This window comes from Pseudomonas sp. 44 R 15 (genome assembly GCF_900004965.1).
GTDB lineage: Bacteria > Pseudomonadota > Gammaproteobacteria > Pseudomonadales > Pseudomonadaceae > Aquipseudomonas > Aquipseudomonas orientalis_A.
In genome coordinates this window covers 1-21899 of the sequence record NZ_CVTU01000029.1, presented here as the reverse complement: position 1 = coordinate 21899, position 21899 = coordinate 1, and the positions used below count along the sequence as shown (strand labels likewise).

Genomic DNA, 21899 nt, shown 5'->3' with positions numbered 1-21899 from the left:
CTCGCTTCGCATCGTGGTTACGGGTGGGCGCGGCTGCGTTGTGTAGGAGCGAGCTTGCTCGCGAAAAACGTCAACGATAACGCGTGCTTCCTGACTCAACGCGGCGCCTGTGAGTTTTTCGCGAGCAAGCTCGCTCCTACAGATGGCGGTGTACGCAAGCCCGCGTATCCACGATGCGAAGCGAGCCGCTCTTGCTTTTGATCTTAGGCGCCCCGTTAAACCACGCTGGCCGCAATTCGATATTGATGTGGGGGGTAAACCGGCAGGACGCCGGTTTAGCCGCCCCGCGCCATGGATGGCGCGTGGCGGCGGCCCCCCACATCAATGTCGGATTGTGGGCACACCGAGCCTAGGCGAGGTGCCGAGTGGTGGGGCAAGAGCCCTTTTGGTTACTTTTGGGGCTCTTTTCCAAAAGTGAGCCGCCGTAAGGGCGGAACCCATAGCAGCCGTGACCGCAGAAACGGATATGTACCCGGTCCAATCCAACATCCCGGCCACCCCCCACCCCCGACTGACGGCTATTGTCAGAAATTTCCCACAGGAGTACAAATGTACTCCATGACAACCCTGACCCCCCGCCGTACCGCCATCCTGACCTTCATCCGCGACCGCATCGCGCAGCAAGGCCAGCCCCCCAGCCTCGCCGAGATCGCCGAGGCGTTCGGCTTTGCCTCGCGCAGCGTCGCCCGCAAGCATGTGGTAGCCCTGACCGAAGCGGGCTTTATCGAAGTCAACCCCAACCAGGCCCGTGGTATTCGCCTGCTCAACCAACCGCCGCGCCCGGAATGGCTGGACATCCCGGTGCTCGGTCGTGTGGCCGCGGGCCTGCCCATCGGGGCGGATGCCGAAGTGCACAATCGCCTGCAACTGGACCCCGCCACGTTCGCCAAAACCCCGGACTACCTGCTGCGTGTGCAGGGCGATTCGATGATCGAGGACGGTATTCTCGATGGCGACCTGGTGGGCGTGCGGCGCAGTGCCGAGGCCTTGAACGGGCAGATTGTGGTGGCGCGCCTGGACGGTGAAGTCACCATCAAGCGTTTCGAGCGCACGGGCGACAAGGTGCGCCTGCTGCCGCGCAACCCGGCGTATCAGCCTATCGTGGTCGGGGCCGATCAGGACCTGGCTATCGAAGGGGTGTTCTGCGGCCTGGTGAGGCAAGGCTGATGGGCGCCGTGGTTGCCCTGGACTCGCTGTTCAATGGCGGGCGAGTCTGGAAGGGCCGGCCCGCCGCGCCACCGGCCAGTGTGCATCCCACGGGGCTGGCGGCGCTGGACGCGGTGCTGCCCAGCGGCGGCTGGCCGGAGGCGGCCTTGAGTGAAATCCTGATGGCCCGGGACGGCGTGGGCGAACTGCAACTGGTGCTGCCGACCCTGGCGCGCTTGTCGGCGCTGGGCGAGCGCATTGTGCTGGTGGCGCCGCCCTACACGCCGTACCCCCACGCCTGGCAGAACGCCGGAGTGGATGTGCGCCAGCTCGCAGTGATCCAGGCCCAGGAGCGTGATGCGCTGTGGGCGGTGGAACAATGCCTGCGCTCGGGCAGTTGCGGCGCGGTGTTGTGCTGGCCGCACAAGGCCGATGACCGGGCCTTGCGCCGTTTGCAGGTGGCGGCGGAAACCGGGCAGACCCTGGCGTTTGCCTGGCGCTCCTTGAGTGAGGCGATCAATCCATCACCGGCCGCCTTGCGCCTGGCGGTCGAGTCACGGCCGGCACAAGTGCGCGTGCTCAAATGCCGGGGCGGCCTGGCCCACCCGGCGCCGATTGCCCTGGCGGGGCATTGAGGTTGCCATGCGCTGGGTCTGTATTGTTTTCCCGCAATTGGCGCTGGACGCCGTGCTGCGTGCCCATCCCGAGCCCGATCAGCCGCTGGCACTGCTGGCCGGTACGCCGCAGCGGCGCGTGCTGCAAACCGTCAATACCGCCGCCCGCGCCCTGGGGTTGCGTCCCGGCCAGTCGCTGACGGCGGCGCATGCGCTGACCAAAGCCTTTGCCTGCGCTGAATACGACCCGCTGGAGATCGAGCGCTGCCAGCAATTTCTGGCCGCCTGGGCCTACCGCTTCAGTTCCCAGGTCAGCGTGTATTACCCGCGCGCCTTGCTGTTCGAGATCGAGTCGAGCCTGGGCCTGTTCGGGCCCTGGCCGCAGTTCGAAGCGCGCTTGCGTCAGGAGTTGACCGAGCTGGGCTTTCGGCACCGCATCGTCGCCGCGCCCAATCCAGCGGCGGCGCGGGTGTTGGCCAATCGGTACGATGGCCTGGCGGTGGCTGATGACAGCGCCTTGATGCAGGCGCTGGCGCCACTGCCGGTCGACCGCGCCGGGATTGACCCGCAGGCCGCCACCGCCTTGTCGCGCATGGGCCTGCGCACGTTGGTCCAGGTGCAGGCGCTGCCCCGGCATACCCTGGCGCGGCGCTTTGACGCCAGCCTGCTCAAGCACCTCGACGCCCTGACCGGGCAGCGGCCATTGGCCCTGGGTTTCTATCAACCGCCGGACCGGTTCGATGTGCGCATCGAGTTGAATTTCGACGTGCAATCCCACCAGGCCTTGCTGTTTCCCTTGCGCCGCCTGACCGCTGACTTGTCCGCCTTCCTGTGCGGGCGTGACAGTGGCGTGCAGCGTTTCGACCTGCACCTGGAGCATGCCCAGGCGCCCGACAGTGTGATCAAGGTCGGCCTGCTGAGTGCCGAGCGCGAGCCCTCGATGCTGTTCGAACTGGCCCGTGGGCGCCTGGAACAGGTGCAAGTCACGGCACCGGTGCGCGGGTTTCGCCTGGTGGCCCAGGACTTGCCGGTGTTCGTGCCGCAGCGCCAGGACCTGTTCGATGACCGCCCGCAACAGACCCTGCCCTGGGAACAATTGCGCGAACGCCTGCGCGCACGCCTGGGCGATGAAGCGGTGCAGGGCCTGCGTTTTCACGCCGACCATCGCCCTGAATGCGCCTGGCAAACCGCCGTTGACCCCCGTCCATGCCCGACCTTGAACAAGGTGCGGCGCCCTGGCTGGTTATTGCACCAGCCGACCTTGCTGGCCGAGCAGGGCGTACAGATCCTGATGGGGCCGGAACGCATCGAATCCGGCTGGTGGGACGGCGCCGATATCCGCCGCGACTATTACCTCATCCAGACCCGCACCGGCCAGCAAGGCTGGGCCTACCGCACAGTGGGGCAACAGGATGGATTGTGGTTGCAAGGCTGGTTTGCATGAAAGCCCATAGGTCGCCACCCTCTGTAGGAGCGAGCTTGCTCGCGAAGGTGGTTAACGATAACGCGGGGCACCAGAATGAATGCGGTGCCCTTGGGTTTTTCGCGAGCAAGCTCGCTCCTGCAGGGGCGGGGCAGGCATGAGTTACGCCGAGCTGCATTGCCTGTCCAACTTCAGCTTCCAGCGCGGTGCCTCCAGTGCGCTGGAATTGTTCGAGCGCGCCAAACGCCAAGACTACAGCGCCCTGGCGATCACCGACGAATGCACGCTGTCGGGCATCGTGCGCGCCTGGCAGGCGGCCAAGGCGCTGGAACTGCCGCTGATTATCGGCAGTGAAGTGCGCATCGAGAATGGGCCGACCCTGGTGCTGCTGGTGGAGAACCTGAGCGGTTACCAGCACCTGTGCCGCTTGATCACCCTGGCCCGACGCCGCGCCGAAAAGGGCAGCTACCGCCTGCTGCAGGAAGACTTCGAGCAACCGCTGCCCGGTCTGCTGGCGTTGTGGGTAGCGCAGGACAGCGACACCCAGGCCAGCATCCAGTGGCTGCGCCGCACCTTCGCCGAGCGCTTGTGGCTGGCGGTGCACCTGCACTGCGGGCAAGACGATGCGCGCCATCTGGAGCAACGCCTGCAACTGGCGGCCAGCCTGCAGATTCCGGCGGTCGCCTGCGGTGATGTGCACATGCATGCGCGCGGCCGTCGTGCCCTGCAAGACACCATGACCGCCATCCGCCATCACGTCCCGGTGGCCGAAGCCGGCCTGCACTTGCACCCCAATGGCGAGCGGCACCTGCGCAGTCTCGATGCCCTGGCCGCGCTGTACCCCCAGGCCCTGCTCGATGAAACCCTGGCCATCGCACGGCGCTGCACTTTCGACCTCGGCCAGTTGCGCTATCACTACCCGCGTGAGCTGGTGCCCGCAGGCCATGATGCCGAATCCTGGCTGCGCACCCTCACCCAGGAGGGCATTGCCCAGCGCTGGCCCGAAGGCATTGACCCCAAGACCCTGGAGCAGATCGACAAGGAACTGGCGCTGATCAGCGAGCTGGGCTACGAAAGTTACTTCCTTACCGTGCACGACATCGTGCGCTTTGCCCGCAGCCGTTCGATCCTGTGCCAGGGCCGCGGTTCGGCGGCCAACTCGGCGGTGTGTTTTGCCCTGGGCATCACCGAGATCAACCCGAGCCTGAGCAACGTGCTGTTCGAACGTTTCCTGTCCAGGGAGCGCAACGAGCCGCCGGATATCGACGTGGATTTTGAACACGAGCGCCGCGAAGAAGTGCTGCAATACGTCTTCCAGCGCTATGGCCGCACGCGTGCAGCGTTGACGGCGGTGGTCAGCAGTTACCACGCGACCGGCGCGGTGCGCGATGTGGCCAAGGCCCTCGGGCTGCCGCCGGACCAGGTCAACGCATTGGCCGACTGCTGCGGGCGCTGGAGCGACGACGCGCCGCCATTGGAGCGCCTGCGCGAAAGCGGCTTCGACCCGGACAGCCCGCTGCTGCGCCGCGTACTGACCCTGACCGGGCAATTGATCGGCTTTCCCCGGCATTTGTCCCAGCACCCCGGCGGCTTCGTGATTTCCGAATACCCGCTGGACACCCTGGTGCCGGTGGAGAACGCCGCCATGGCCGAGCGCACCATCATCCAGTGGGACAAGGACGACCTCGACGCCGTCGGCCTGCTCAAGGTGGATATCCTCGCCCTGGGCATGCTCAGCGCGATCCGGCGCTGCTTCGATTTGCTGCGCCGCCATCGCCACCAGAATTGGAGCCTGGCAACTATTCCCAAGGAAGACCCGGCCACCTACGCGATGATCAGCAAGGCCGACACCATCGGCGTGTTCCAGATCGAATCGCGGGCGCAGATGTCGATGCTGCCCAGGCTCAAGCCGCAAACCTTCTACGACCTGGTGATCGAAGTCGCCATCGTGCGGCCGGGGCCGATCCAGGGCGGCATGGTGCATCCGTATTTGCGGCGCAGGAACAAGGAAGAACCCACCACGTATCCATCGCCTGAATTGAAAGTGGTGCTGGAGCGCACCCTGGGCATCCCGTTGTTCCAGGAACAAGTGATGCAGATCGCCATGGTCGCCGCCGACTACAGCCCCGGCGAGGCCGATCAGTTGCGCCGCTCCATGGCCGCCTGGAAACGCCACGGCGGCCTGGAACCGCACCAGCAGCGGCTGCGCGACGGCATGCTCAAGAACGGCTACACCGAAGCCTTCGCCGCGCAGATTTTCGAGCAGATCAAAGGCTTTGGCAGCTATGGTTTTCCCGAGTCCCACGCGGCCAGTTTTGCCTTGCTGACCTACGCCAGTTGCTGGCTCAAATGCCATGAGCCGGCGGCTTTCGCCTGCGCGCTGATCAACAGCTGGCCAATGGGTTTCTACAGCCCGGACCAGATCCTGCAGGACGCGCGCCGTCATCGCCTGCAGATCCGCCCGGTGGACGTGCAGGCCAGCGACTGGGATTGCAGCCTGGAACCCATCGACGGCGCGCAACCGGCGATTCGCCTGGGGCTGCGCATGATCTCGGGCTTTCGCGAAGACGATGGGCGGCGCCTGGAGGCCGTGCGCCAGCGCCGGGCGTTCAGCGACATCGCCGACCTCGACGCCCGCGCCGGCCTGGATGCGCGTGCCCAAGCCTTGCTGGCCGATGCCGGCGCCTTGCGCGGCCTGGCCGGTAATCGGCATCAGGCCCGCTGGGAGGTGGCCGGTGTGCAGACCCAGCTGGGCCTGTTTGCCGGGCTGCCGAGCCCCGATGAAGCCGATGTGGCATTGCCTCAACCCACGGTGGGCGAGGACTTGCACGCCGATTACGCCACGCTTGGCACTACCCTGGGGCCGCACCCTTTGACGCTGCTGCGCGCGGAACTGCGCAAGCGCCGCTGCCGCAGTTCCCAGGAACTGCTGAGCGTGGAGCATGGGCGCAATGTGAGCGTGGCCGGGCTGGTCACCGGGCGCCAGCGTCCCGGCACCGCCAGTGGTGTGACCTTTGTCACCCTGGAAGATGAGTTCGGCAACCTCAATGTGGTGGTCTGGCGCGACCTGGCCGAACGTCAGCGCAAGGCCCTGGTCGGCTCGCGACTGCTCAAGGTGGACGGGCGCTGGGAGGCGGTGGGCGAGGTGCGGCATTTGATCGCCGGGCGCCTGACCGACCTGTCGCCGCTGCTCGATGGCATGGTGGTGCGCAGCCGGGATTTTCACTGAGGCCAGTGGTTTATTCAGCTCAAGTTCGACAAGATGAAACCATCTACCGCCGCCGCGCTCCAAAAGTTGCAACAGCCTCGTCATTGCCCAGAGCCCGATCATGCAATTTTTATCCAACTCCCACGGCTGTGAAGGCTGGGCCGGTGAAATGGCCCGGCGAATTCGCGCGTTTGACTGGTCAGGCACCGACCTCGGCCCGATCGATCGCTGGTCCACCAGCCTGGCCTGCACCGTGCAGATGATGCTCGCCTCGCCCGTGCCGATGGTGATGCTATGGGGGCGCGCCGGTTACATGATCTACAACGACAGCTACTCGGTGTTCGCCGGCGGTCGTCATCCGTACCTGCTGGGCACGCCGGTGGAGCTGGGCTGGCCGGAAGTGGCCGAGTTCAACCGGCATGTGGTGGACACCTGCCTGGCCGGTGGCACCCTGTCGTTCAACAACAAGGAGCTGGTGTTGTCGCGCCATGGCAGGCCGGAAACCTTGTGGCTGGACCTCTACTACAGCCCGGTGGCCGGGGATGACCAGCAACCGGCCGGGGTGCTGGCGATCGTGGTCGAGACCACTGAACTGGTCAAGTCCGAGCGGGTGCGCCAGGAGCTGACCCATAATCTGGAGCAGCGCGTAGCGGCCGAAGTGCAGGCGCGTTCCGCCGCCGAGGAGCAGCTGCGCCAGTCGCAGAAGCTGGAAGCGATTGGCGGCCTGACCGGCGGCGTGGCCCACGACTTCAACAACCTGCTGCAAGTGATCGCCGGCAACCTGCACCTGCTGGCCCGCCATGAACCGGACAACGCGCAAGTGCAGCGGCGCGTCTCCGCCGCGATTGCCGCCGTGGAACGCGGGGCCACCTTGTCCTCGCAACTGCTGGCGTTTGCGCGGCGTCAGCCCCTGTCGCCGGCGGTGTACAACCCGCAACGCATCTATGCCGGCCTCGGTGAGCTGCTGCAACGCGCGCTGGGTGAAACCATCCATATCGACGTGCAGTTGCCGCAGGATTCCTGGTGCATCAACGTCGACCGCAACCAGCTGGAAAACGCGCTGCTCAACCTGGCGATCAATGCCCGCGATGCCATGCAAGGCGAGGGCGTGATTCGTATCACCGGCGAAAACATCATTCTCAACCCGGCTGAATGCGCGGGCAAAAGCATCAAGCCCGGCGAGTATGTGCGCCTGGCGGTCACCGACACCGGCGTGGGCATGCCGTCGACGGTACTCAAGCGTGCGTTCGAACCGTTTTTCACCACCAAGCGCGAAGGGCAGGGCACGGGCCTCGGGCTGAGCATGGTGTTTGGTTTTGTCCGCCAAAGCGGCGGGCATGTCGACATCTGGAGCGAGGAGAACAAGGGCTCGGTGGTGCAGATGTATTTCCCGCGCAGCCTGGAACCGGAACATGTCGAGCCGGACATTGACCTGGAGAGCCCTTGCACCGGCCAGGAAACCATTCTGGTGGTGGAGGACAACGAAGGCGTGCGCCTGACCGTGGTGGAGCTGCTCAAACAGTCGGGCTACACCGTGCTGACCGCCGAAGACGGCGATCAGGCCATGGCCAAACTGCAGTCCGGCCTGCAACCGGAACTGATCTTTACCGATGTGGTGATGCCCGGCCGCATCAAGAGCATCGACCTGGCCAACTGGGCGCGTGAGCAGGTGCCGCCGATTCCGGTGCTGTTCACCTCCGGCCACACCCGCGACATTCTTTCCTCCAATCATCTGCTGAGCGCCGACATTAATCTGTTGAGCAAACCCTACAGTCCCGACGCCCTGACGCAACGGGTACGCAGCGTTCTCACCGCCAGACAAGGTTGTTCATGACTTCACAGCACAACACTCCTCCATCGACCGTCCAGCACACTGGCTTCGTGCGGGTGCGCGGCGCTCGCGAACACAACTTGCGTAACGTCGACGTGGATATTCCCCGCGATGCCCTGGTGGTGTTTACCGGTGTGTCCGGTTCCGGCAAGTCGTCCCTGGCGTTTTCCACCGTGTATGCCGAGGCCCAGCGCCGCTATTTCGAATCGGTGGCGCCTTATGCGCGACGCCTGATCGACCAGGTCGGCGTGCCGGATGTCGACAGTATCGAAGGCTTGCCGCCCGCCGTGGCCCTGCAACAGCAGCGTGGCACACCGAGTGCGCGGTCCTCGGTGGGCAGCGTGACCACCTTGTCGAGCCTGATCCGCATGCTGTATTCCCGCGCCGGCCGTTACCCGCCGGGGCAGGCGATGCTGTACGCCGAGGACTTTTCGCCGAACCTGCCCCAGGGCGCGTGCCCGCAATGCCATGGCCTGGGCCGCGTGTATGAAGTGACCGAAGCGCTGATGGTGCCCGACCCGTCCCTGACCATCCGCCAGCGCGCGGTGGCGGCCTGGCCGCTGGCATGGCAGGGCCAGAACCTGCGGGACATCCTCGTGACCCTGGGTTATGACGTGGATATCCCATGGTGCGACCTGCCGAAAAAACAGCGCGACTGGATCCTGTTTACCGAAGAAACCCCCACCGTACCGGTGTACGCCGGCTTCACCCCGGCGCAGACCCGCGATGCCTTGAAACGCAAGCTGGAGCCCAGTTACCAGGGCACCTTCAGCGGCGCGCGGCGCTACATCCTGCACACCTTCGCCCAGACCCAAAGCGCGCTGATGAAAAAGCGTGTGTCGCAGTTCATGCAAGGCAGTGCCTGCCCGTTGTGCGAGGGCAAGCGGCTGACCCGGGCGGCGTTGTCGGTGAAGTTTGCCGGGGTGGATATCGGAGAGCTGTCGCAACTGTCCCTGACCCGCCTGGCCGAGCTGCTGCGGCCGGTGGCGGCGGGGCAGGACAAGATGAAGCTGTCGGTGGAAAAGCGCCTGGCTGCCCAGCGCATCGCCGAGGATCTGCTCGAACGGGTCACGACCTTGATCGAGCTGGGCCTGGGCTATCTGTCCCTGGAGCGCAGCACGCCGACGCTGTCGTCCGGGGAGTTGCAGCGTTTGCGCCTGGCCACGCAACTGGGCTCGCAATTGTTCGGAGTGATCTACGTGCTGGACGAGCCTTCGGCGGGCCTGCATCCGGCGGATGGCGAAGCCTTGTTCAGCGCGCTGGCGCGTTTGAAAGCGGCCGGCAATTCGCTGTTTGTAGTGGAGCATGACCTGGAAACCATGCGCCGCGCCGACTGGTTGATCGATGTCGGCCCGGCCGCCGGCGAGCACGGCGGGCAAGTCCTGTACAGCGGCCCACCTGCGGGGTTGGCGGATGTCGCCGCGTCGCAGACCCGTGACTACCTGTTTGCCGAACCGCGGGCCTTGAGTCCCACTCGGCGGGAACCCAGCGGCTGGCTGAAGCTGCAAGGGGTGACGCGCAACAACCTGAAGAACCTTGCCGTGGATTTCCCGCTGGGTTGCTTTACGGCGGTGACCGGGATTTCCGGTTCGGGCAAATCCAGCCTGGTCAGCCAGGCGCTGCTGGAACTGGTCAGCAGCGGCCTCGGGCGCGTGCTGGAAAGCACCGACGAGCCCAGCCTGGAAGACGCTGCGCCTATCGCCAGCGAAGGGCGCATCAGCGCCGGGCTGGAGCAGATCCGGCGTCTGGTGCAGGTGGACCAGAAACCTATCGGCCGTACGCCGCGCTCCAATCTTGCGACCTATACCGGGCTGTTCGACAACGTGCGCAAATTGTTCGCCGCCACGCCGGCGGCGAAGAAGCGCGGTTACGACGCGGGGCAATTTTCTTTCAACGTCGCCAAGGGCCGATGCCCGAACTGTGAAGGCGAGGGGTTTGTCAGCGTCGAGTTGCTGTTCATGCCCAGCGTGTATGCGCCATGCCCGACCTGCCACGGGGCGCGTTACAACCCCGAGACCCTGGCGGTCAAATGGCAAGGCTTGAGCATCGCCCAAGTGCTGGGCCTGACTGTGGAGGAAGCAGTCGAGGTGTTTGCCGAACAGCCCGGCGTATTGCGCGCCCTGCAGGTGCTGCGCGATATCGGCCTGGGCTATCTGCGCCTGGGCCAGCCGGCCACCGAGTTGTCGGGCGGTGAAGCGCAGCGCATCAAGCTGGCCACCGAGCTGCAACGCACGGCGCGGGGCGCCACCTTGTATGTGCTGGACGAACCGACCACCGGGCTGCATCCCAGGGATGTCGACCGCTTGCTCAGCCAGCTCAATCAATTGGTGGAAGCGGGGCATACGGTGGTGGTGGTCGAGCATGAAATGCGCGTGGTGGCGCAGAGCGACTGGGTGATCGATATCGGCCCCGGCGCCGGCAATGCGGGCGGGAAGGTGGTTGCCAGTGGTACGCCGCAGGCCGTCGCCGGCAGCAAGGACAGCCGCACGGCGCCATTCCTGGCGCGCGAGCTTGTCTAGTCGGCTCAATGTGGGAGTGTCGCCCCTTCCCAATGTTGAAATGCAGACAAATGTGGGAGGGGGCTTGCCCCCGATGGCGGCCTTGGGGCTGGCCGGGATGTTGGATCAGACTGAGTACACTGGCCCAGTGCGGCTAACCCGGCGTCCTGCCGGGTTGCCCACGGATTCAAGCCTGCGTTCGGCCAGCGTGGTTTAACGGGGCGCCTGAGATCAAAAGCAGATCAAGAGCGGCTCGCTTCGCATCGTGTGGTGCTGATCCAAATCTGTGTGGTGGTCGCCGGGTGGATGGTGGAGATTGTGTGGGGCTTTCGTGCCTAGTGAAGTATCCTCCGCGCCTCGTTCACCACTGATCCAGAAAAGATGACAGGACAAGACATGCAGGCGCTGCTGGAGTCGATCCTTGACGAAGTGCGGCCTCTGATCGGCCTCGGCAAAGTCGCCGATTACATTCCCGCCCTGGCCGACGTATCCGCCAACCAGCTTGGCATCGCGGTATACGGCAACGACGGCGCGGCCTATTGCGCGGGCGATGCCGATACGCTGTTTTCGGTGCAGAGCATTTCCAAGGTGTTCAGCCTGGTGCAGGCCATCGACCACGGCGGCGAAAGTATCTGGGAGCGCCTGGGCCATGAACCGTCGGGGCAACCGTTCAACTCCATGGTGCAACTGGAATTCGAACGCGGCCGACCGCGCAATCCTTTTATCAACGCTGGCGCGCTGGTGATCTGCGACATCAACCAGTCGCGTTTCGCCGTGCCGATCCTGTCGATGCGCGATTTTGTGCGGCGGCTGTCGGGCAATCCGCAGATCCTGGTCGATAGCGTGGTTGCCGAATCCGAAGCCCGGCATGGTGCGCGTAATGCGGCCATGGCCTACCTGATGAAAGCCTTCGGTAACTTCCATAACGATGTGGACGCGGTGCTGCACAGTTACTTCAACTACTGCGCCTTGCAGATGAGCTGCCTGGACCTGGCCCGGGCGTTCAGCTTCCTGGCCAACGAAGGCGTGAGTGCGCACAGTGGCGAGCAGATCCTGACCGCGCGCCAGACCAAACAAGTCAACTCGATCATGGCCACCAGCGGGCTGTATGACGAGGCGGGCAACTTTGCTTATCGCGTAGGGTTACCGGGCAAGAGCGGGGTAGGCGGCGGGATTGTCGCGGTGGTGCCGGGGCAGTTTACCGTGTGCGTGTGGTCGCCGGAGTTGAACGCGGCGGGGAACTCGCTGGCGGGGATCAAGGCGTTGGAGTTGTTGAGTGAGCGGATTGGGTGGTCGGTGTTCTAAGCGTGCCACCAGACCAAACTGTGGGAGGGGGCTTGCCCCCGATGGCGGCCTCGGGGCCGACCAGGATGCTGGGTTGGATTGAGTACATATCCGTTTCTGCGGTAACGGCTGATATAGGTTCCGCTTTTACAGCGGCTCACTTTTGAAAAGCGCAAAAGTAAGCAAAACGCTCTTGCCCCACCACTCGGCACCTCGCTTAGGCTCGGTGTGCCCTCTCTCCGGCTTGAATCCGTGGGCCGCCGCAATGGGCCATCCATGGCCCAGTGCGGCTAACCCGGCGTCCTGCCGGGTTACCCACGGATTCAAGCCTGCGTTCGGCCAGCGTGGTTTAACGGGGCGCCTGAGATCAAGAGCAAAAGCGCGGCGGCCTTAGAGCCGACCGGTATCGTGTGTCGATCCGCGATCCAAATGTGGGAGGGGGCTTGCCCCCGATGCGGTGTGTCAGCCAGCGCTGTTGTCGCTGACCCACCGCCATCGGGGGCAAGCCCCCTCCCACAGTTGGATCTTCAGTGTTTTGGGGGATTTATACGCTCCAGATTTACGTGGCTGGGCAGGCCTCATCCAGCACCTTGTCCACCAGCAGTTGCACGCCTTCAAGCATCCGGCAGATGCCCAGCGCAACATTGCGATGAGTTCCGTCGATTTCGAAAGCGAGGTGGGTGGCGATGTCGGTGATGGATGCCAGGTCCTGGGAGGCGTTGACCAGCAAGGTTTCCGTGCCCAGGTCGGGGCGTACGGTAAAGAGTTGTTCTGGAGGATTGGGGGTGTCTTTGATCATGGTGAAACTCCTTTAAGAATGGAGCTGCCACGATTCGCGGTCAATCGAAGAGGGTGGCAGCAATACGCGGGTTGACCGACCGGTAAAAGGAGCAAAACCGGCATACCCGAAGGTATCCCGCGTACAGCTGCCGCGACACGATACATCAGACGTGAAAAAACGCCCAGATTGGTGTTGGCGCAGTTGCTCTTTTGAAATCGGACGGTCAAATCCGGTCGCTGAATTGGCAGCGACGGCGAGGAGGTTAGCCAGCGAAGTTCCGAGGGACAACCTGAAACGGTTGTGGGATATATCTGAGTGGGCACCATCCTGTGGGAGGGGGCTTGCCCCCGATGCGGTATGTCAGCCAGCGCTGTTGTCGCTGACCCACCGCCATCGGGGGCAAGCCCCCTCCCACATTTGGATCTCCAGTGTTTTGGAGGATTGATCGTTCCCACGCTCCGCGTGGGAATGCATCCCGTGACGCTCTGCGTCACCTGTACGCATTGAGTTGTCGGCGGGACGCGGAGCGTCCCAGGCGGCATTCCCACGCGTAGCGTGGGAACGATCAATCGACGATGTCGTTTTACTTGGGATAGAGCGGCGGCAGGCTGGTGGTGTCCAGGGCCGGGTCTTGTTCGCGCTCGGCCACGGGGATGGCCTTGATCGCGCGCCACAGGTCTTCGCCCAGCCAATACTGGCCGCTCTCGCTGTACAGCGCGCCATTGAGCCCGTCCAGGGCATCCGACAGCGGCACGAAGCGCGCCGCCATGTCGGCCAGGGTTTCCGGTTGTTGGCGCGCCCAGGCGTCGAGGGCCTGGCGGGTGGCTTGGGGGTCGTTGGCCTGGGTGGCGCGTTTGAGGTCCTCGAGCAGGGTGCGCGGGCTGGGGCCGGTTTGCGCGGCGCGTTGCACGGCGGGCTGGCGGCGGGCGCGCCACCACAGGCCGAAGCCCAGCAAGGTGGTGCAGGCCAGCAGCACGGTGCTCAGTTGCCACAGCCACAGGCGCTCATCGTCCGGCGCGGTGATGACGGTCGGCATGGCGGGGGTGTCCACCACCAGGCTCGGGTTGATCGCCACTTGCAGGGTGCGGGCCGGCAGGGTGGTGCGTTCAAGGTGGTCTTCGTGGGTGTTCCACCACACCACTTCCACGGCGGGCAGTTCCAGCGCTCCGGCACGGGTGGGCACCAGGGCTTCGCGGTCTTCACGGCTGCCGACCAGGCCGCGGTCGCGGGTCTCGTTGCCCAATACCGGTTGATCCGGGTAGCGCCGCAGGCCGTTGACTTCGGTGCTGGGCAGCGCCGGCAGTTGCGCGCTGGACAGGCCCTCGACCTTGACCGTGAGGCTGCGCGTCAGCGAGTCACCGACCTGCACATGCTCCGGCGCGGGGTTCCAGACTTCGTTCAGGCTCAGGCTGCGCGCCGGCAACCATGGCGCGTCGGCGGGGTAGAACTCGGGCTTGGGCTTGACCGTCAGCGCCAGGGGCGCCGAGCTTGCGTGGATCAGCTTGCCCGGCTTGGTGCCCTGCAGGGTGTTCTCCTGCGGCGGGCGCGACTCCACCAACGTGGCGCTGAATGTCTGCGCCGCAATTGCCAACGGCCCGCTGCGCTGGGGGTAGATCGCGTAGCGGGTTTCGATCACGCCATGGCGAATGCTGTTGATGACTTTTTCATAGGTGCGCGACTCGCCCAGTTGCTCCACGCGTGCATCGGGGATTTGCAGGGGCGTCAGGCTGCTGTCGTCGTACAGCGACACCGAGTGATACACGCGCACGGTCAACAGGGCCTGGGCCTGCACGTAGACGCTGGTCTGGTCGAGGCTGGCTTCGACAAACACCGGCGCCAGTTCGGCGCTGGTGTTCTGGCTGGCGGTTTCGACCACCTGCAGGGTAATCGGCTGGGTCTTGAGCTCGCCCACCTGCAGAGGCGGGATCACCACCGTGCCGTTTTCCCGGGGCAACAAGGTGATGATCCAGCGCGTGGTCGCGTGGTTATCGCCGCCCAGGGTGGTGAGTTGGTTGATCTGGCGCGTGCCGCTGACTTCGAACTGCGCATCCAGGGGCGACAGGTCGGGTTTGCCGAACTGGGTCACGTCGCTGGATTCCACCGTCAGCTCCACCGTTTCCCCGGAATTGAGGCGGCTGCGGTCGACGCTGGCGACCAGGTTCGCCGCCTGGGCGTGACCTGCCGACAAGGCGAGCAGGAGCAGAAGGGTGGTGCGGCGGCTCATCGAGTCTTGTCCTGATGCTGTTGCTGTTCGTACCAGAATTTGCGCCGCAGCAGCTCCCCGGGGTTGTCCGGGATCTGCTGCAGCCATTGCTCCAGCGCCTGGCGGTGTTCGCCGTCAAGGCTGGCATCGGTTGGGCGCAGCGGCGGCGTAGTGGTGTGCTCATCGCCCAGTTCGCTGCCGGGCACTTCGTTGCTGCCGGTGGGCGGCGCGGCAGCCGTGTCGGTAGCGCCGTTGCCGGTCTGGCCCTGGCCCTGGGTGGATTGCTCGCCACCCTCGGCCTTTTGCCCGTCGGCGCCCGGTTGCGCAGTTTGGCCGGGTTGGGTGGTTTCGTCATCCTGGTTTTTTTCCGCTTCGTCGGGCTCGGGCTGCGCGTGTTGCTGCAGCAGGCTTTCCACCAGCGCCTTGTTTTTCAAGGCCGGTTGCAGATCGGGCTGGGCTTCCAGCGCCTGTTCGTAGGCATCGACTGCAGCTTCCAGCGCACCGGACCGGGCCAGGGCGTTACCCCGATTGTAGTGGGCGTAGGCGGTATCAGCTTCGGCAAAACGCTTGATGGCCTCGGCGTAGTTGCCCGCTTCATACAGGGCCACGCCTTGCCATTGCGGGTCCTGGAAGCGTTCGGCGGCCTCGGCGGGGCGTTTTTTCTTCAGCAGGTACTGGCCCTGCTGGTCGGGGCGCAGCCACAGGTCCTGGAATTCGAAGGCGTAGCTGGGCTGCGGTGCGGCCATCAAGAGCAGCGGCAGGCAAAACAGCCAGCCGCGCCGTCCCGCGCAGGCGGCCAACAGCAGCAGCGGCAGGAGCAGCCAGTAACCCTGGTCGGCCCAGGTGTCCAGGCGCAGTCGCTGGCCGTCGTCGCGCAGGGTTTGGGGCGGATCGAGTACGCCCAGTTGCCGCAGGTCTTTGTCGTCCAGGCGCGCCGCTCGGTAGCGGCCGCCCATTTCGCTGGCGAACGCCTTGAGAGTCGGGCTGTCCAGGCGCGGGATCAGAATCGCACCCTGTTCGTCCTTGAGGAATTCGCCGCTTTCCTGGGTGACCGGCGTGCCTTCACGGCTGCCGATGCCGAGGATTGTCAGGCTTGGCGCCTGGTTACCTTGCAGCAGCAGACGAATGCCCTGGCGTTCCTGCTTGGACAGCGACGAGCCGATCAGCAGCAGGCGCCCCTGGCCGAGGCCGCCGTGCTTGAGCAGGGCGAGGGCCTTATCCACCGCGAGGTCGGCGCGGTGGCCGGGCTCGGGCATGATCGAGGGGCGCAGTGCTTCGAGCAGGTTACGGCTGGTGGCCAGGTCGTCGGACAGCGGCACCAGGGTGTGGGCGCTGCCGGCATACACGACGATGGCGGTTTGCGCATCCGTGCGCGCCTGCAACAGGTCGTACAGCTTGCGCCGCGCCTGCTCGAGGCGATTGGGCGGGCTGTCGGTGGCGAGCATTTCGGGGGTGAGTTCCAGCAGTACCACCAGCGGGTCGGAAGGCTTTTGGCTCTGTTGTTCAACCCGCTGCCAACTGGGGCCCAGCAGCGCCAGCACGGCCAGCAGCCAGGCGATGCCCAGCACGACCCAGGGGGATTTGCTTTCGCGACCGTTGCCGCCGCTGAGCAGTACGGCGTGGAAGGCCGGCGGCAGGATGATCTGCCAGCGTCCGGCGCGCTTTTGCCGGTGCCACAGTTGCCACAGCAACCAACCGAGCAGCGGCAGCAGCAACAGCCACCAGGGGCGCAGCCAGTGCGGCCACAAGGCGATCATCGACGCCTCCGCAGGCGCAGGCGCTTGAGGCGCTGTCGCCATTCAGGGCTTTGTGGCAGGAACAGGCCCCTGCTCGACAGTTTGTCGTACAGCCGCTGTAAGGCGTTGTTCGGCCAGCGCTCCTGCACCACCAGCAACAGGCTCAGCAGCAACGCCAGGGCCAAAGGGCCGCTGTACAGCGCGTGAGCGGGGCGGGCGCGGGTGGGTTGCTGTTCGACGGGTTCCAGGGTGTCGAGGGTGGCCTTGATCTGTTCCAGCTCCTTGCCATCACGGGCGCGGAAATACTGGCCGCCGGTCGCCTCGGCGATGGCCTTGAGCGCCGGTTCGTCGAGGTCCAGGCTCGGGTTTACGCCCAGAATGCCCAGGGAGCCGGTTTGCTCGGGGTCGGCGCCGATGCCGATCGGGTAGATTTTCACGCCTTCTTCAGCGGCCAGGCGCGCGGCGGTGAGCGGGTCGATTTGCCCGGCGTTATTGGCGCCGTCGGTCACCAGGATCAGCACGCGGCTTTGCGCCGGGCGCTGACGCAAGCGTTTCAAGGCCAGGCCGATGGCGTCGCCGATCGCAGTGTTCTTGCCGGCAATGCCGATGCGCGCTTCGTCCAGCCAGGTGCGCACGGTGCGCCGGTCGAAGGTCAGCGGCGCTTGCAGGTAGGCCTGGCTGCCAAACAGGATCAGGCCTACGCGGTCGCCCTCACGCTCTTCAAGAAAGTCACCGAGCAGGTGCTTGACCAGGGCCAGGCGGCTGACGTCCTCGTCCTGCCAGTGCATGTCGGGAAAGTCCATGGAGCCGGAGACATCCACGGCCACCAGCAGGTCGCGGCCACTGGCGGCAATCGGCAGCGGCTCGCCAAGCCATTCCGGGCGTGCGGCGGCGGTCAACAGCAGCAGCCACAGCACCACGTACGGTGCCTGCTGGCGCCAGCCCGGCAGATTGATCCGGGCGCGGCGCCGGGCCAGGCTTTGGAGGTCGCTGAGGTAGCTGACCTTCAAGGCCGGTTCGCCGCTGTCGGCCATCGGCAGGATGAGGCGCATCAGCCACGGCAACGGCAACAGGACGAAGATCCACGGCCAGGCGAACTCAAACATGTTTGCGAATCCAGGTGTCGACGGCTTGGGTCAGGCCGGCGATGGCCTTGTCGTCGAGTTTGCATTCGGGCTTGTAGGCGCCTTCGACCAGCACCATCCAGCGTGTGAGGCCGGCGGCGGGGCAGCGGTTATCCAGGAACGCCAGCCATTTGCGGCCGTTGAGGGTGTGGCTTTGGCTGTAGGGGTAGTCGTTGCGGCACAGGCGCTTGAGCAAGCCATTGAGTTGTTGCAGCCAGGCACCGGCGGGCGCGCCGTCATAGGGCTTTGGCATCAGCGCCAGCTCCGCCAGGGCCGCGATGCGCAGCGGGTCCAGGGGTTGTTCGGCGCGGGCGATAGGCTGGCGGGCGGGCAGCCAGCGCCGCAGCCGCCAGGCGCCCCAGCCGAGCAACGGGATCACCAGCAACAGCAGCCACCAGCCCGGCGCAGGCGGCCAGAAGCCGATGGCCGGCGGGGCGATCAGCGGTTGCAGTTGGTCGAGGCTGCTCATTGTTTTTTGACCGGGCGTTGCGGGTTGAGGTATTCGCGCAGTTGCTCGACCATTTCACTCTGGGTGCTCAATGGCATCAATAACACCCGTAGCTTCTGCGCGAGCAATTCCCAGCGGGCGATGCGCGCTTCGGCCTGGGCCTTGTAGGCCTGGCGCAAATCGAAATTGAGCGTGTCCAGTTCCAGTTGCGCGCCGCGTTGCGCAAAGCGCAGCAAGCCGGCGGCGGGCAGGGCGTGGTCCAGCGGGTCGGAGATGGGCAACAGCAGCAGGTCGCAGTGGCGCGACAGCAGGCTCAACTGTTGCTCGGCGCCCTCTGTGAGCGCTCGTTCATCACAGATCACAATGCCCAGGCTGCCCGGGCGCAGCACTTCGCGGCCACGGCGCAGGGCCATGCCCAGCGCGTCGGCTTCAGGAAGGCTCTCGGTGGTGAGGCTCTGGTTGACCCGCACCAGGCGGTTGAGCAGTTGCAGCAGGCTTTGCTTGCTGCGCCGGGGTTTGATTTCGTAGTGCTCGCTGTCGCCGAACACCAGGCCGCCCACGCGGTCGTTATGCCCCAGTGCCGCCCAGCCGATCAGGCTGGCGGCTTGTGCGGCGAGCACCGACTTGAACATCTGCCCCGAGCCGAAAAACAGCCGGCAGCTTTGCTCGACCATGATGAAAATCGGCCGTTCGCGCTCTTCGTGGAACAGCTTGGTGTGGGGCTCCTGGGTACGCGCCGTCACGCGCCAGTCGATGGTGCGCACGTCGTCCCCGGCCTGATACACACGCACCTGGTCGAAATCCACACCGCGCCCGCGCAGCTTGGAGTGGTGCAGGCCGATCAACGGGCTGCGCTGGCCGGGGGTGGAAAACAATTGCACTTCCCGCACGCGATGGCGCATCTCGATCAAATCACTGAGCGTGACGTGGATACCCGCGCTCGCGTTCATCGACTTCAAGCGACGGCAACGACGTCAAGGATGCGTTGCACCACACGGTCCTGGTCTACACCCGCGGCCTCGGCTTCGAACGACAGGATGATGCGGTGGCGCAAGACGTCGAACAATACCGCCTGGATATCCTCGGGGCTGACGAAGTCGCGACCGGCCAGCCAGGCATGGGCACGCGCGCAGCGGTCCAGGGCGATGGAGCCGCGCGGGCTGGCGCCATAGGCAATCCACTCGGCCATCTCCGGGTCGAACTTGGCCGGAGTGCGCGTGGCCATAACCAGTTGCACCAGGTATTCCTCCACCGCATCGGCCATGTACAGGCCGAGGATTTCCTTGCGCGCGGCAAAGATCGCCTGCTGGCTGACGCGGCGCTCGGGCTTGGTTTCACCGTTGAGCGCTTCGCCACGGGCCTGTTGCAGGATGCGCCGTTCGACGGCGGCATCCGGGAAGCCGATCTTGACGTGCATCAGGAAGCGGTCGAGCTGGGCCTCAGGCAACGGGTAGGTGCCTTCCTGCTCGATGGGGTTCTGCGTGGCCATGACCAGAAACAGTGGCGACAGCTCGTAGGTGCTGCGCCCCACGCTGACCTGGCGCTCGGCCATGGCTTCGAGCAACGCCGACTGGACCTTGGCCGGCGCACGGTTGATTTCGTCCGCCAGCACCAGGTTGTGAAAGATCGGGCCTTGCTGGAACACGAAGCTGCCGGTTTCCGGACGATAGATTTCGGTACCGGTGATGTCGGCGGGCAACAGGTCGGGGGTGAACTGGATACGATGGAACTGCGCTTCGATGCCTTCAGCCAGCTCTTTGATGGCCTTGGTCTTGGCCAGGCCCGGTGCGCCTTCGACCAGCATATGGCCGTCGGCGAGCAGGGCGATCAGCAGGCGATCGATGAGTTTTTCCTGGCCGAGAATCTGCGTAGAAAGAAAGGTTCGCAGCGCTAGCAGCGCTTCACGATGTTCCATCGATGACGGTTCCTGGAAAAGATGAGCCTGGGTGTCAGGAAAAAACACCGGCCTGGGGGGCTTACTTTAATGCATCGCGGGGTGTGGCGACTAACGGCGTGACGGGTATTTTTGGCAAAACTTGTAGGAATTTTGTGTAGGGGGGCTTGCTCCGGTGACGGCCGCACAGCCAACGCGTATCTACCTGACGCTCCGAGGTCCAAATGTGGGAGGGGGCTTGCCCCCGATGGCGGCCTCAGGGCCAGCCAGTATCTTGGATCAGACCGAGTACATATCCATTATTTAGGTAACGGCTGCTAATGGTTCCGCTTTTACAGCGGCTCACTTTTGAAAAGCGCAAAAGTAAGCAAAACGCTCTTGCCGGTATGACTCACCCACATGGGTTACAAATCAGTTCACGCACATAGGTAACAGTTTTTAACTGGCAGGGTCGATTTCGCGAGGATCTGACCATGCCCTGGAGAGAGCTGAAACCTATGGACCTCAAAGTGATGTTCATCGCCGAGTATTTGTCTGAAAAGCACAGCTTTAGCCAGCTGTGCCAGGACTATCAGATCAGCCGCAAGACTGGTTACAAATGGGTCGAGCGCTACCAACTGGAGGGACCCAGTGGGCTCGACGAACGTAGTCGCCGCCGGCACAACCAAACCTATGTGGTGCCGGTGGTTGTGAGGCAGGCGATTATTGAGCTTCGTTCGGCCGGTGAAACGATCCCAGGTCCTAAAAAGATCCAGAACGATCTGATGAAACGTTTTCCTGGGCAGGATCCACCGTCGAAAACGACGATTTACAACATCCTTAAGGCCGCGGACTTGATCACGCCTCGATCGTCGCGTCAGCGTGTCGCGGTCTATCCCAAGCCTTTGCGTAAGGCAGAAACGCCTAATCAGCTCTTCAGCGCTGATTACAAGGGCCAATTTCTTACCGGAGCGGGCGTTTGGTGCTATCCGCTGACGATCATGGATCATGCCAGTCGCTTCCTGCTTGCCTGCGAGAGCATGGCCAATACCAATCTCAAGGAGACCCAGCAAACCTTCGAGCGCGTTTTTCGTGAGTATGGAATGCCTGAGCGCATCCGCACCGATAACGGCGTGCCGTTTGCGAGTACAGGGCGTGCGGGGCTGTCGCAATTGTCAATCTGGTGGTTACGCCTTGGGATTATCCCTGAGCGAATTGAGCCCGGTCGGCCAGACCAAAATGGGCGTCATGAACGCATGCACCGGACACTGAAAAGCACCTTTCCCCAACCGCCGGCAATTGCTTGGGAGGCTCAGCAAAAACACTTTGACCGATTTATGCAGCACTACAATTATGAGCGGGGACACGAGGCACTCGGTCAGAAAACCCCGGCCTCCTGCTACACACCCTCAACTCGGTCTTATCCGGAGAAGCTACCGGAAATGGTGTATGCGAGCCATGTTGAGTGTTACCTGGCAGATGGTAGCGGCATCATTAATCGAGCTGGTCTGCGGATATACGTGGGTAACCTGCTCAGGCATCAGAACATTGGAATGGAGCTGATCAAGGACGGGGTATGGAATGTGATCTTCGGTCCGGTGATACTAGGTCACGTCAATGCTAGGGATGCAAAGAACGGCTATGTTTCAATCAAAGTGTCACCTATGTGAATGCACTTTTTTGTAACCCATGTGGTTGTCCCGTACATGCCCCACCACTCGGCACCTCGC

Annotated in this window: 15 protein-coding genes; 8 read left to right on the top strand and 7 right to left on the bottom strand. The window is 64.3% G+C overall.

From position 1 onward, the window contains the following. The first annotated feature begins 549 nt into the window (after nt 1-549). The 7 genes from lexA (at nt 550) to glsB (ending at nt 12025) form a co-directional block, all read left to right on the top strand. Nucleotides 550-1167, top strand: a complete 618-nt coding sequence (lexA, locus tag BFP93_RS02240; protein WP_065891792.1) for a transcriptional repressor LexA — start codon at nt 550-552, stop codon at nt 1165-1167. After that, nucleotides 1167-1781 (top strand): translesion DNA synthesis-associated protein ImuA, encoded by a 615-nt coding sequence (gene imuA / locus BFP93_RS02235; protein WP_065891791.1) that lies wholly within the window; start codon nt 1167-1169, stop codon nt 1779-1781. The genes lexA and imuA overlap by 1 nt, the downstream gene beginning before the upstream one ends. Before the next feature lie 7 nt (nt 1782-1788). Then, nucleotides 1789-3204 carry a Y-family DNA polymerase gene (locus BFP93_RS02230; RefSeq protein ID WP_065891790.1) on the top strand — a complete coding sequence of 472 codons (1416 nt, stop codon included), beginning with the start codon at nt 1789-1791 and terminating at the stop codon, nt 3202-3204. A 136-nt stretch (nt 3205-3340) separates the two neighbouring features. Then, a complete protein-coding gene (locus BFP93_RS02225) occupies nt 3341-6412 on the top strand; it encodes an error-prone DNA polymerase (protein WP_065891789.1) in 3072 nt (1023 codons plus the stop codon). Between the two features lie 100 nt (nt 6413-6512). Next, nucleotides 6513-8225: an ATP-binding protein gene (locus tag BFP93_RS02220; RefSeq protein WP_065891788.1), complete on the top strand. Its 1713-nt coding sequence runs from the start codon at nt 6513-6515 to the stop codon at nt 8223-8225. Beyond that, complete coding sequence (gene uvrA, locus BFP93_RS02215) at nt 8222-10741, top strand: excinuclease ABC subunit UvrA (protein ID WP_065891787.1); 2520 nt, start codon at nt 8222-8224, stop codon at nt 10739-10741. Before BFP93_RS02220 ends, uvrA begins: the two co-directional genes overlap by 4 nt. 375 nt (nt 10742-11116) lie before the next feature. Further along, complete coding sequence (gene glsB / locus BFP93_RS02210) at nt 11117-12025, top strand: glutaminase B (protein ID WP_065891786.1); 909 nt, start codon at nt 11117-11119, stop codon at nt 12023-12025. Between the two features lie 538 nt (nt 12026-12563). Here the strand turns inward: glsB and BFP93_RS02205 are convergent. From BFP93_RS02205 to BFP93_RS02175, 7 genes are all read right to left on the bottom strand, one after another. Then, nucleotides 12564-12803: a DUF6124 family protein gene (locus BFP93_RS02205; protein ID WP_065891785.1), complete on the bottom strand. Its 240-nt coding sequence runs from the start codon at nt 12801-12803 to the stop codon at nt 12564-12566. Between the two features lie 565 nt (nt 12804-13368). Further along, entirely contained in the window at nt 13369-15009 is a 1641-nt protein-coding gene (locus tag BFP93_RS02200) for a BatD family protein (protein ID WP_065891784.1), read from the bottom strand. Continuing rightward, a complete protein-coding gene (locus tag BFP93_RS02195) occupies nt 15006-16745 on the bottom strand; it encodes a tetratricopeptide repeat protein (protein WP_065891783.1) in 1740 nt (579 codons plus the stop codon). Before BFP93_RS02195 ends, BFP93_RS02200 begins: the two co-directional genes overlap by 4 nt. Next, complete coding sequence (locus BFP93_RS02190) at nt 16742-17830, bottom strand: vWA domain-containing protein (RefSeq protein ID WP_065891782.1); 1089 nt, start codon at nt 17828-17830, stop codon at nt 16742-16744. The genes BFP93_RS02195 and BFP93_RS02190 overlap by 4 nt, the downstream gene beginning before the upstream one ends. Then, the gene (locus tag BFP93_RS02185) at nt 17823-18317 is read right to left on the bottom strand and encodes a DUF4381 domain-containing protein (protein ID WP_065891781.1); all 495 of its coding nucleotides are present in this window, start codon (nt 18315-18317) and stop codon (nt 17823-17825) included. The genes BFP93_RS02190 and BFP93_RS02185 overlap by 8 nt, the downstream gene beginning before the upstream one ends. After that, complete coding sequence (locus BFP93_RS02180; RefSeq protein ID WP_065891780.1) at nt 18314-19246, bottom strand: DUF58 domain-containing protein; 933 nt, start codon at nt 19244-19246, stop codon at nt 18314-18316. Before BFP93_RS02180 ends, BFP93_RS02185 begins: the two co-directional genes overlap by 4 nt. 5 nt (nt 19247-19251) lie before the next feature. Further along, on the bottom strand, nt 19252-20211 hold the full coding sequence (locus BFP93_RS02175; RefSeq protein WP_020301524.1) for an AAA family ATPase: 960 nt from the start codon (nt 20209-20211) through the stop codon (nt 19252-19254). Nucleotides 20212-20663: 452 nt separating this feature from the next. Here BFP93_RS02175 and BFP93_RS02170 point away from each other — a divergent pair, with 452 nt between their 5' ends. After that, a complete protein-coding gene (locus tag BFP93_RS02170; RefSeq protein WP_065891770.1) occupies nt 20664-21839 on the top strand; it encodes an integrase core domain-containing protein in 1176 nt (391 codons plus the stop codon). Nucleotides 21840-21899 lie beyond the last annotated feature (60 nt).